This is a genomic window from Streptomyces fulvorobeus, from assembly GCF_013167895.1.
GTDB lineage: Bacteria > Actinomycetota > Actinomycetes > Streptomycetales > Streptomycetaceae > Streptomyces > Streptomyces fulvorobeus.
Map to the genome: position 1 here is coordinate 3,180,339 of NZ_BLWC01000001.1, position 12,581 is coordinate 3,192,919.

The window sequence follows — 12,581 nt, forward strand, 5'->3', positions numbered from 1 at the left end:
TTCCTCTTTACCGTCCGAGCCGTCCCCTGACCATGCCGACCATGCCGTTGAGCTCTTCGATCCGCATCTTCTTCGCCGCGAGGAAGAAGACTCCCAGCAGCGCGATGCCACCGCAGACCAGGGCGGCGAGTGAGCCGAGCGCGCCCTCACCGAGCGCCGTCAGCAGGGCGTATCCGATACCGCCGCCGACGATGGCGGCCGGCACCGCCGCCAGGCAGAGACGGGCGTAGGTGCGCACGATGTTGGCGCCGTCCAGATCGCCACCCAGCCGGTTGCGCAGGCGGCGCCAGGCGATGCCGACACCGACGGCGTAGGCCAGTCCGTACGAGGCCGCCATGCCGACGACCGCCCACTGGGCCGGAAGGACCACGTAGCAGAGGGCGGAGGCGGCTGCGTTGACCACGGCCACGATGACGGTGTTGTAGAAGGGGGTGCGGGTGTCCTCGTACGCGTAGAAGCCGCGCAGCACGACGTACTGCACGGAGTACGGGATGAGCCCGAGACCGAACGCCATCAGGATGAAGCCCATGGAGCGGGCTGCTTCGGTGCCGCTGGACGCGTACAGCAGGGTGCACATGGGCAGGCCCAGCGCCAGGAAGGCGAAGGCGACCGGCACGATGGCCACGGCCGAGTTCCGGAGCCCCTGCGAGATGTCGTCGCGGACCGCGCCGGGGTCGTTGTCGTGGGCGGCCCGGGAGATCCGGGGAAGCAGAGCGGCCATGACGGAGACCGTGATGATCGCCTGCGGCATGCCCCAGATCAGCTGGGCGTTCGAGTAGGCGAGGAAGCCCGCGCCGCCCTTGTCCGACTCCTCGCCGGCCGCGGTCGCCAGCTGGGTGACGACCAGCACGCCTGCCTGGTTGGCCAGGACGAACAGGACGGTCCACTTGGCCAGCTTGATCGTCTTACCGAGCCCGTGGCCCCTCCAGTCGAAGCGCGGGCGGAAGCGGAAACCCGCCTCCCGCAGATACGGGACCATGGCGAGCGCCTGCACGGTCAGGCCGAGCAGCGTACCGATCCCCAGGAGCTGGACGCCCTCGTCGGGAATCGTCGCCACGCCCATCCGGGTCTCGCCCCAGGTGCCGTAGACCAGGATGAACAGACCGAACGTGAAGATCATGACGATGTTGTTGAGGACCGGGGTCCACATCATCGCCCCGAACTTCCCGCGGGCGTTCAGGATCTGGCCCATCACGACGTGGATGCCCATGAAGAAGATGGTCGGCAGGCAGTACCGGGCGAAGGTGACGGCCACGCTGTTGGCTTCGGGCCTGCCGGCGATCGTCTGGGACATCATGCCGATCAGCCAGGGTGCGGCGAACACCGCGAGCGCGACGATGACGGCGAGGGCGACCATCACGAGGGTCAGCAGGCGGTTGGCGAAAGCCTCGCCGCCGTCCTCGTCCTCCTTCATGGACCGCACCAGCTGCGGGACGAACACCGAGTTCAGTCCGCCGCCCACGGTGAGGATGTAGATCATCGTGGGCAGGGTGTACGCGATGGTGAAGGCGTCACCGAGCAGTGCCGCACCCAGGGCTGCGGTGATCACCAGGCTGCGTACGAAACCGGTGAGCCGTGAGACGAGGGTTCCGGCCGCCATCAGCGCACTGGACCTCAGCAGGCTGGAGGCCCGGCCGCCGGACTTGGGCGGGACGGGAGCGGGAGCCGGTTCGGGCTCCGGCGGTCCAGGGGGCCTGCCCGAGCCCTCCTGGTCGCGGAAGAGGTGGGCGAAGGCGTCCGGCTCCTCGCGGTCGTCCGCCGCGCGGGTGACCAGGTCGTCCACCCCGACGAACTGGGTGGTCGCCGCGTGGTCCCCGTACGGAAGGTGCCGGGAGGGGCCCGAGGGCTCCGGAGGGGGAGCCTGGGCCCACAGCCTGGGGTCGGGGGCGTACTGGGCCGCCGGCGGCTGCTGGTAGAGCGGCTGAGGCTCCTGGTACGTCCCGGGGGGCGGCGGCGGGTGCGAGGCGCGATCGTAGAGCGCTTCCGCCACCGGGTCCTGGGCCGTGAGGTCCTGAGCCCGGTAAGGATCGTGCTCATAGGCGTGCTGGAGGTACGGGTCGGGAGGCACCGGGCTCCCGTGGTCCCCCGGAGGGACCGTCGGCCCGTCGGGTGACCCACCTCCGCCCGCGCCCTGGCCGCGGTCACCGTCGTACGGCGCGTTCATCGAAACCCCACCTCATCGTCCCCGGCCGACCGGCCACGACATAGCTCGCTCAACGGTCCACTTTCTCACCCGTTCCCGACGGGTCCCCGCTTTCCGGACCGGTGTCCGGGGCCGGGTCACTCGGCTGCTCGGGTTCGCCGCCGTCGTCCTCCGTTGTGTCGCTTGCGATGGTGCGCTTGCGGTGTGTGTACATCCTGATGCCCGCGAGGACCAGCAGCAGCAGTCCGCCGGCGATGACGAGCAGCACGGTCGGCGTCACTTCGGAGACCTTCACCGTGAACGTCATCTCTTCGCCGTACGGTGTGCCGTCCTCGGTGAACAACCGCGCGGTGACCTGGACCTGCCCGTTGACGTTGGCGGCGGCGTCGAACTTGACGGACTGGCTGTGGCCGCCCGCGATCCTGACGGGCTGCTCCGCCACGGGACCGTCGTCGTTGAGCTTCAGCCGGGTCGCGTTCTCCGACGTCAGCCGGAGGACGAGGTTCTCGACGCCCTGCACGAGCTTGTTCTGGACCGTGACGGGGATCGTCGCGCTCCGTCCGGACAGGGTGACGTCGGACTTGGCGATCAGCTGGACCTCACTGGTGAGCCCGCGCAGATACGTGCGTACCGCGTCACGGTACCGCTGCGCCTCCAGCGGCCGGCCCCGCCAGGACGTCGACATGGAGCGGTTGATCGCGTTGCCGAAGGGGGTCACCACCCGGTCGGGCTGGGTGAGGATGACCTGGAAGCTGTTGAGCGAGTCCTTGGTGGACCTGATGTCCTGGAACGCCTGGGTGGCGAGCTCCTGGCCGCGCAGCTTCTTCGGGTACTGGAAGGACCGGGGCACCCTGGCGGTCGCCCGCGGGTCGGGCTTCTCCTCCGCCGCGGCGGCCAGGTCGAGAGGGTGCGTCCAGCGTCCGTCGGCGAGCGCCCGCAGGGACGCGGCCATCGACTGGGCCTGGGAGGTGCTGGGGGTCCGCTGGGGAGCGACGACGATGCTGCGCTGCTTCTCGGGGTCCTGCTCCGTGATCGCCAGCGTCTGCGCCAGGAACTTCTGGACGGCGAGCGTCGAGTCCCCGGCACGTGACATGTCGCCCGTGAACGCCGTGGAGAGCCGGTGGTCGGCGACGACGGCGGTCGTGCCGCCGCCGATCGGCCGTGCGGCGGTCGGTGTGTAGGAGAGGCTGTCGGATTCCGCGAGGCTGTCGCTGCGGGCGATCACGTGGTGCGCGCCGGCCGAGGTGGCGACATCGACGATGGACGGGTCGACCGCGCCGTCCACCGGCCAGGCGAAGTCGGTGGACGGCTTCACGTGCAGGATCGTCTCCACCGTCATACCCGCGACCTCGGTGGCGGTCTGCAGATGGCTCAGGGTGCCCGAGACGCTCTTGCCGCGGTGTGCGATGGACGCCAGATCGGGGTCGGCGAAGGGCAGCGCGATCACCTTGCCGTTCTTCACGGCTGTCCCCAGTGACGTCAGCCACTCCTTGGCGACGCCCTGTTTCGTGCCCGCGACCGTGGTGTCCCCGACCTTGATCCGGTAGTTCTTCGTCATCGCGTCGACCGTGGCGAGCAGGTCCGGGTCGATGACCCAGGTGACCGGAAGCCGGCGGCCCAGGGAGACCAGCTGTTCGAGCCGGCCTCCGGGGGCGAGCTCGGCCGCGAGGTCGTCGTCGGAGAAGACCGGGGTCTGCTGTTCGTCCGAGCCCGTCTCGGCGCTCACATGTGCGGAGGCGATGAGCGGCCAGAGGTAGGTCAGCTTGGTCCTGCCGTCGCTCTCCTTGGGCTGCCACGGGAGGAAGGTGCGCTGGATTCCCATCACCTGGTCGTAAGCGGCGCGGTCGTTCCTGCCCGCGAGCGAGACGCCGAGCTGGTAGACGCCCGCTTCGTCCAGTGGCAGTTTTCCGACGGGCACGGAGATCTCGAAGTCCTGGCTGAGCCCGGACCGCAGGTTCGCCGTCTTCACCGCGTACTTGCCGCCGACCGGAAGGGGATCGACTCCCGGTACGTAGCCGGAGCGCTTGGCGGCATTGTCGATCGCGGTCCTGCCGGACAGCTTCGGCCCCACCCGCAGCTGTACCTCCGCGCTGGTGATCGTCTCCCTGCCGTTGTTCGTCAGGGTGCCGGAGATGGTGAGGGTGTCCCCCTTCACCGGTGCGCTCGGGGCCAGTGTGTCGATCGACACCGCGACGGAACCGGGACCGGACGGCGCCTTCGCCGGGCCCGCCGCCTGCGCCGCGGGTGCCGTGGGGCCGCTGAGGAGGCCGGCCAGCAGCGGTGCACCGAAGAGCAGGGAGGCTGTGCGCCGCAACCACCGGCGGGCAGGAGCGGGACTCATCCCCTGAAAGTCTGCCGCCTCGGCCACGCGCCTACCCGTCCCTCGTCATCGTCAACTGCTGTCGATCGTGTCGGTCCCTGCGTCCCCGCATGGTAACGATGTGCCCGGGAGCTAAGTGCTGGGGACTGCGCCACATGATCGGGAGAGTCTCGCAGGGCCACAGGAAACGATGACGCCCGGGCCGGTCGGTGCACGTACCCTTTTCTGTTGTGCCGAATGCCAACGAAGACAACGCCAGTGCACTGAGCCAGGTGCAGCACCGCGCAGTCAGTGAACTGCTGCGGGTGTCCCCGGTCGCCGACGACCTCGCCCACCGATTCCAGGAGGCCGGATTCAGCCTCGCCCTGGTCGGTGGCTCGGTTCGCGACGCGCTGCTCGGCAGGCTCGGAAACGACCTGGACTTCACGACCGACGCCCGCCCCGAGGACGTGCTCAAGATCGTCCGGCCGTGGGCGGACTCGGTGTGGGAGGTCGGGATCGCCTTCGGCACCGTCGGGTGCCAGAAGGACGGATACCAGGTCGAGGTCACGACATATCGGTCGGAGGCGTACGACAGGACCTCACGGAAACCCGAGGTCTCCTACGGCGACTCCATCGAGGACGACCTCGTGCGCCGGGATTTCACGGTGAACGCGATGGCTGTCGCACTGCCCCGGAAGGAGTTCGTCGACCCGCACGGCGGCCTCGAAGATCTCGCGGAGCGCGTCCTGCGTACCCCTGGAACACCGGAGGAGTCCTTCTCGGACGACCCTCTGCGCATGCTCCGTGCGGCGCGGTTCGCGGCCCAGCTGGACTTCGAGGTCGCCCCCGAAGTGATCGCCGCGATGACGGACATGGCCGGCCGCATCGAGATCGTCTCGGCCGAGCGGGTCCGCGAGGAGCTCAACAAGCTGCTTCTCTCCGCACACCCCCGCAAAGGGCTGGGGCTCCTGGTGGACACCGGTCTGGCCGGCCATGTGATGCCGGAGCTTCCCGCACTGCGGCTGGAAAGTGATGAGCATCACCGTCACAAGGATGTCTACGAGCATTCACTGACCGTCCTCGAGCAGGCCATCGACCTTGAGGAGGACGGGCCCGACCTGGTGCTGAGGCTTGCCGCCCTGCTGCACGACATCGGCAAGCCGAGGACGCGACGCTTCGAGAAGGACGGCCGCGTCTCCTTCCACCATCATGAGGTGGTCGGCGCGAAGATGGCCAGGAAGCGGATGACCGACCTGAAGTACTCCAACGACATGGTCAGGGACGTCTCCAAGCTCGTCGAGCTGCATCTGCGTTTCCACGGTTACGGAGACGGTGAGTGGACCGATTCGGCGGTTCGCCGGTATGTGCGCGACGCGGGCCCTCTTCTGGAGCGTCTGCACAAGCTGACCCGCTCGGACTGCACGACGCGCAACAAGCGCAAGGCCCATGCCCTCTCGCGGACGTACGACGGTCTGGAGGAGCGCATTGCCCAGTTGCAGGAGCAGGAGCAGCTGGACTCGATCCGGCCCGACCTGGACGGCAACGAGATCATGGAGATTCTGGGTGTCGGCCCGGGGCCGGGGATCGGCAAGGCGTACGCGTTCCTGCTGGAACTGCGGCTGGAGAACGGGCCCATGGAACGCGATGCGGCCGTCACCGCGCTCAAGGACTGGTGGGCGACCCAGAGCTAGACCCGGTGCCGGTCATGTTTCACGTGAAACATGACCGGCACCGGGTGGGAAGAAGAGGGGCGCTGTTTCACGTGAAACAGCGCCCCTCGCCATGACGGCGCCCCGCTCGGCGTCAACGCGCTTTGTCCGTCGCTCCTCCGGTGACACGTCCCCACCGGAGCGCCGCCGCGCAGACCACCGCATAGAGCACGGCCCCTCCCGCCACCACGACGACCGACCGGCCGTCTGCGGGAAGCAGGAGTGCGGAGATCGCCGCGGCGAGCACGAAGGCGACGTTGAAGAGCACGTCGTAGAGCGAGAAGATCCTGCCGCGGAACCCGTCATCCACCGATGTCTGCACCACCGTGTCCGTGGCAATCTTCGAGCCCTGCGTGACAAGGCCGAGTACGAACGCCGCCACCAGCATCGGCCCGAGGGTGAACGACAGCGCCAGCGCCGGTTCCAGCGCGGCGGCCGTGCCCGCGCACACTGCCATCCAGCCGAATCTGCCCAGCCGGCCCACGGTCCAGGGAGTCATGACCGCAGCCGCGAAGAACCCCGCCGCCGAGGCTCCCAGCGCCAATCCCAGGAGGCCCAGCCCTTCGGACTCGGTGTCGGACCAGGCGTACCGGCACAGCATCAGCATCATCACGGTCAGCGCCCCGTAGCAGAAGCGCATCACCGTCACGGCGGCCAGGGCGCGCGCCGCGTCCTTCCGTTCGGCCAGGTGGCGTACCCCGGCCGCGAGTCCGCGGGCGGTGCCGGCCAGTGCCTCGCGCAGCCGCAGATGACCTGCGCCCGCGTCCGGGCCGAGCAGTACCCGCGGCAGGCTCAGCGACACCACGGCCGAGACGAGGTAGAGCGTCGCTCCCAGCAGGACGACCGCCGCATCGGACGCGTCGGCCAGCAGGCGCACGGCGAAGGCGAGTCCGCCACCCGCGGTCGCTGCCAGGGTGCCGGCGGTGGGTGAGAGGGAGTTGGCGACGACGAGCCGTTCCGCGTCGACCACTCGCGGGAGCGCCGCCGACAGACCGGCGAGCACGAAACGGTTGACCGCCGTCACACAGAGGGCGGAGACGTAGAAGAGCCAGGTGGGTACGGAGGTGAGGATCAGCAGTGCCGTGCAGCAGGCGAGTGCAGCCCGGAGCAGATTCCCGTACAGGAAGACCTGGCGTCGCGGCCAGCGGTCCAGGAGGACGCCGGCGAACGGGCCGACGAGCGAGTACGGCAGGAGCAGCACCGCCATGGCGGATGCGATGGCGCCGGGCGTCGCTTGGTTCTCCGGGGAGAAGACGACGTACGTGGCGAGCGCGACCTGGTAGACACCGTCGGCCGACTGGGAGAGGAGCCGGACGGCGAGAAGGCGGCGGAAGTACCGAAGGCGCAGGAGTACACGCAGATCACGCACGACAGGCATGTGATCAAGCGTCACACACGTCGAGGGTCCCCGGGCAATCCGCCCGGGGACCCTCGACGTGTGGAAGGGAAGGAGCGCCGACGCGTCCTGCCCGGTCAGTCTGTGAGCCGTGAACGGCTGCTCAGCGCTCGACCTCGCCCGCGATGAACTTCTCGACGTTGGCCGCGGCCTCGTCGTCGAAGTACTGCACGGGGGGCTCTTCATGAAGTACGACGACGCGGAGAGGATCGGGCCGCCGATACCGCGGTCCTTGGCGATCTTCGCCGCGCGCACGGCGTCGATGATGACACCGGCGGAGTTCGGGGAGTCCCAGACCTCGAGCTTGTACTCGAGGTTCAGCGGAACGTCGCCGAACGCACGGCCCTCAAGGCGGACGTACGCCCACTTGCGGTCGTCCAGCCACGCCACGTAGTCGGACGGGCCGATGTGGACGTTGTCCGCACCCATCTCGCGGTCACGGATCTGCGAGGTGACGGCCTGCGTCTTGGAGATCTTCTTGGACTCCAGGCGCTCACGTTCGAGCATGTTCTTGAAGTCCATGTTGCCGCCGACGTTCAGCTGCATCGTGCGGTCCAGGATGACACCGCGGTCCTCGAAGAGCTTCGCCATCACGCGGTGCGTGATGGTGGCGCCGACCTGGGACTTGATGTCGTCGCCGACGATCGGGACGCCCGCCTCGGTGAACTTGTCCGCCCACTCCTTGGTACCGGCGATGAAGACCGGGAGAGCGTTGACGAACGCGACCTTGGCGTCGATGGCGCACTGGGCGTAGAACTTCGCAGCGACCTCGGAACCGACGGGCAGGTAGCAGACGAGGACGTCGACCTGCCTGTCCTTGAGGACCTGGACGATGTCGACCGGGGCCTCGGCGGACTCCTCGATCGTCTCGCGGTAGTACTTGCCCAGGCCGTCGTGGGTGTGGCCGCGCTGAACGGTCACGCCCGTGTTCGGCACATCGGCGATCTTGATGGTGTTGTTCTCGCTGGCGCCGATGGCGTCCGCGAGGTCGAGGCCGACCTTCTTCGCGTCGACGTCGAAGGCGGCGACGAACTCGACGTCGCTGACGTGGTAGTCGCCGAACTGGACGTGCATCAGACCGGGCACCTTGCCGGCCGGATCGGCGTCCTTGTAGTACTCGACGCCCTGCACCAGCGAGGCGGCGCAGTTGCCTACACCAACGATGGCTACGCGAACCGAACCCATGCCGATTGCTCCCTGTGTGTTCTCGGTGTTCCCCGCCGGCACCTTGCGGACCTGCGGGGTTTTCACTTGGTGGTGTCGTCGGACGGATCCGGCCGGGACGAATCCCGGTGCCGGGGCAGGCCGTCCGTCTCTCCTGATGTGTCCTGGTGAGGTGAACCCTCGGTCGTGGACCTTCGCTGGTCCCGTCCCGAGCGCTCGCTCTCGATGAGCTCGTTCAGCCAGCGCACTTCGCGCTCCACGGATTCCATGCCGTGCCGCTGGAGCTCAAGCGTGTAGTCGTCGAGTCGTTCACGAGTGCGGGCGAGCGAGGCGCGCATCTTCTCCAGACGCTCCTCCAGCCGACTGCGGCGCCCCTCCAGCACACGCATCCGCACTTCTCGCTCCGTCTGCCCGAAGAAGGCGAAACGAGCGGCGAAGTGCTCGTCCTCCCAGGAATCCGGACCCGTGTGCGAGAGCAGCTCCTCGAAGTGCTCCTTGCCTTCGGCCGTCAACCTGTAGACGATCTTGGCCCGGCGTCCCGCGAGTGAGGACGTGGGAGCGACTGCCCGGCTCGTGGCCGAAGGAAGGTCTGCCGGAGCGTTTCCCGGTTCCTCGATCAACCAGCCCTGCGTGACCAGCGTCTTGAGGCAGGGGTAGAGGGTGCCGTAACTGAAGGCGCGGAAGATCCCCAGTGAGGTGTTGAGGCGCTTGCGCAGCTCATAGCCGTGCATCGGGGACTCGCGGAGCAGGCCGAGTACGGCGAATTCGAGGATGCCTGAGCGTCTGCTCAACTCCGCCTCCTCTTCCCCCGCCGGACACTCCTGTGGAGGTCCTGAGTGGAACGTATGCCGCACCGATGTATCGACTCGATACATCAGCACGATAGATCGGCTGGACCTCTTCGACAAGGGCAGCCTTCGTGAGCGGCGTCACATCGCCATTTCGTGGGAAGCGACTTGCGTCATTTGAGGGGAACTTCGGTGCTAGATGCGTTTTGGCCGTGCGTAGTCTGGTCGGTATGCAGACCACCGGGAACCGTCCGGCGCTCCCGAGCGTCAGTCTTCGCGGACTGCCGGATGCGCTGTGGGTGAGCCCTCCGCAGGGTTTGTCCGTAATTCGGGGGACCGGATCTCAACTGCCGCTTCCAGGCGCTCTCGCCTGCCCGAGGAGTAGTCGTTCGATGAGCGAGCACCGTCGCAAAACGTCGCAACCGCCAGGTGGTGGACGCGCAGCGGCCAGACGAGCCGCCCAGTCTGCTGGACGCAGCGACACGCCGTCACGCAGAGTCGTCAATGAATCACCGTCCGATCCGTACGGCGGGGAACGCCAGTACGGCAGCCGTGCCGAGGCCCGCCGCGCCCAGCGCGGCGGCGGACGCCGCAGGGGTGCCGAGGAGCTCGGCTCCGGCGCCGGCGGCCACCCCGGCAAGAAGCGCCTGATCGACTACCCGCGCGCCGGGAAGCACGGCTACCGCCGCTGGGTGCCTTCGTGGAAGCTTGTCTCCGGGGTATGTCTCAGCTTCCTGGGCCTGCTGATGGGCGTGGCCGGAGTCGCGTACGCGATAGTGACGACCCCCAAGGTCAACGCCGCGGCCGAGGCGCAGAACAACGTCTACTACTGGGCCGACGGCAAGCAGATGGTCGCCACCGGTGGTGAGGTCAACCGCCAGGAGATCAGCTACGAGCAGATCCCCAAGGCCATGCGCAACGCCGTCATCTCGGCCGAGAACAAGACGTTCGAGAACGACAAGGGCATCGACCCCATGGGTATCGCCCGAGCCGTGTTCAACATGGCCAAGGGCGGTGAGACCCAGGGCGGCTCGACCATCACGCAGCAGTACGTGAAGAACTCCAGGCTCTCCCAGGACCAGACCTTCAGCCGGAAGTTCAAGGAACTGTTCATCACCCTCAAGGTCGGGGGGGAGATGAAGAAGCGCGACGTCATGGCCGGCTACCTGAACGTGTCGTACTACGGGCGCGGCGCCTGGGGGCTCCAGGCCGCGGCCCGTACGTACTACAACAAGGACGCGAAGGACCTGGACCCGAGCCAGTGCGCCTTCCTGGCCACGCTGCTCAAGGGCGCGACCTACTTCGACCCGGCCGGCGCCCCCGAGGTCGACCCCGAGAGGGCCACGAAGGAGAAGAACCGGGAGCGGGCCGAGGACCGCTGGCGGTGGATCCTTGACGAGCAGGTCAAGGACAACCGGATGGAGCAGTCGGAGCGCGCCAAGTACGACGAGTTCCCCATGCCGCTGCCGCCCCGTCAGAGCGCCGAGCTGGGCGGGCAGATCGGATACCTGGTCGACCTCGCCAAGTCGTACGTCCTCAACAACACGGCCGTCACCGCCAACGAACTCGCCCAGGGCGGCTACGAGATCCACACGACCTTCCAGCAGGACAAGGTCAAGGAGCTCCAGAAGGCCGTCGAGGACGTGGACAAGGCGAACATCGATCCCGAGAAGCGCCCCGACAAGGACACCCACGTCCAGTTCGGTGGTGCGTCGATCGACCCGAGCTCCGGGGCCATCGTGGCCACGTACGGCGGCCGGGACGCGACCAAGCACTACACCAACAACGCGAACCCGACCGGTGCGCAGGTCGGTTCGACCTTCAAGCCGTTCGTGCTGGCCGCCGCGATGCAGTACGGGAAGCGCAACCCCGAACTGGGTCCGGAGCAGGGCGAGTCGACGCGTACGCCGGTCTCCCCGGAGAGCATCTACAACGGGGACAACCTGCTGGAGATCAGGAACTACAACGGCGCGGTCTGGAAGAACGAAGAGGGCAAGCGTTGGCTCCAGACCAATGACGGCGACGAGTCCTACGGCGACATCGATCTGCGGTACGCGATGGAGCAGTCCGCCAACTCCCCGTACGTACAGCTGGGCATGGACGTCGGCACCGACAAGGTGAAGGACGTCGCCATGGCGGTCGGGCTGCGCGACGACGACTACATGGCTGACTCGACCGTTCCGTCGTACTCCATCGGTACGTCCTCGCCGAGTGCCATCCGGATGGCCGGCGCGTACGCGACGTTCGCCACCAGTGGCATCCAGCGCGAGCCCTTCTCGGTCACCAAGGTCAACGAGGAGGGCGCGACGATCTATCAGCACGAGTCGAAGCAGAAGCGGGCTCTCGACGCGCTCATCGCGGACAACGTCACCGATGTGCTGAAGAACGTCGTGGAGAACGGCACGGGTACGCCGGCGAAGCTGCCCGGTCGCGACGTGGCGGGGAAGACGGGTACCACGGACGGCAACCGGTCGGCCTGGTTCGTCGGTTACACGCCGCAGCTGTCCACCGCGATCAGCATGTTCCGCCTGGACGACGACGAGAAGAACAAGAAGCGCGAGTTCCTGGAGATGTACGGCACCGGTGGGGAGAAGGAGATCCACGGTGCCTCGTTCCCCGCGCAGATCTGGCACGACTTCATGGCTGTGGCGATGAAGGGGGAGAAGGTCAAGAACTTCCCGAAGCCGCAGCCCTGGGGCGAGAAGATGTACGGCGGCGGCGCGGTCAGCCCGACACCGGCGCCCAGCATCACCGCTTCCCCGAAGCCTTCCCCCGAACCCACGACGGCGTCACCTTCGCCGACGACGTCCTCCCCGACCCCCTCACCGTCCAAGTCCTGCGGCATGTGGGGCGCGGAGGAATGTGAGGAGACCGGTGGCTCCGACGCCGGTACGGGCGACGGTGGGACCACCGAGGGAGCGACCGAGGGAGGCGACACTGCGGGGACCGTCGAAGGGGCCGACACGACCGGCGCCACGGGTGAGACGACGGAAGGCAACGAGAACGGCGGAAACGGAAACGGCAACGGGAACGACGGTGGCGGCGGGTTCTTCGGGGGCACCGACGGATAGCCCCCGGT

At 67.9% G+C, this 12,581-nt stretch carries 6 protein-coding genes and 1 pseudogene; 2 read left to right on the top strand and 5 right to left on the bottom strand.

All coding sequences use genetic code 11. The features are described from left to right. Positions 1-7: 7 nt before the first annotated feature. A complete protein-coding gene (gene murJ, locus Sfulv_RS14385; RefSeq protein WP_173314068.1) occupies positions 8-2,164 on the bottom strand; it encodes a murein biosynthesis integral membrane protein MurJ in 2,157 nt (718 codons plus the stop codon). Positions 2,165-2,213: 49 nt separating this feature from the next. Continuing rightward, complete coding sequence (locus tag Sfulv_RS14390) at positions 2,214-4,511, bottom strand: DUF6049 family protein (protein ID WP_173314069.1); 2,298 nt, start codon at positions 4,509-4,511, stop codon at positions 2,214-2,216. Positions 4,512-4,693: 182 nt separating this feature from the next. Here Sfulv_RS14390 and Sfulv_RS14395 point away from each other — a divergent pair, with 182 nt between their 5' ends. Next, entirely contained in the window at positions 4,694-6,136 is a 1,443-nt protein-coding gene (locus Sfulv_RS14395; RefSeq protein ID WP_173314070.1) for a CCA tRNA nucleotidyltransferase, read from the top strand. A gap of 112 nt (positions 6,137-6,248) precedes the next feature. Here the strand turns inward: Sfulv_RS14395 and Sfulv_RS14400 are convergent, their stop codons facing one another. The 3 genes and pseudogenes from Sfulv_RS14400 to Sfulv_RS14410 form a co-directional block, all read right to left on the bottom strand. Then, the gene (locus Sfulv_RS14400; RefSeq protein ID WP_173317853.1) at positions 6,249-7,532 is read right to left on the bottom strand and encodes an MFS transporter; all 1,284 of its coding nucleotides are present in this window, start codon (positions 7,530-7,532) and stop codon (positions 6,249-6,251) included. A 121-nt stretch (positions 7,533-7,653) separates the two neighbouring features. Further along, positions 7,654-8,735 (bottom strand): annotated as a pseudogene (locus Sfulv_RS14405) (inositol-3-phosphate synthase). Between the two features lie 62 nt (positions 8,736-8,797). Continuing rightward, a complete protein-coding gene (locus Sfulv_RS14410) occupies positions 8,798-9,505 on the bottom strand; it encodes a PadR family transcriptional regulator (RefSeq protein ID WP_173314071.1) in 708 nt (235 codons plus the stop codon). A 389-nt stretch (positions 9,506-9,894) separates the two neighbouring features. Here Sfulv_RS14410 and Sfulv_RS14415 point away from each other — a divergent pair, with 389 nt between their 5' ends. Continuing rightward, positions 9,895-12,573, top strand: a complete 2,679-nt coding sequence (locus Sfulv_RS14415) for a transglycosylase domain-containing protein (RefSeq protein WP_173314072.1) — start codon at positions 9,895-9,897, stop codon at positions 12,571-12,573. Positions 12,574-12,581: the final 8 nt, after the last annotated feature.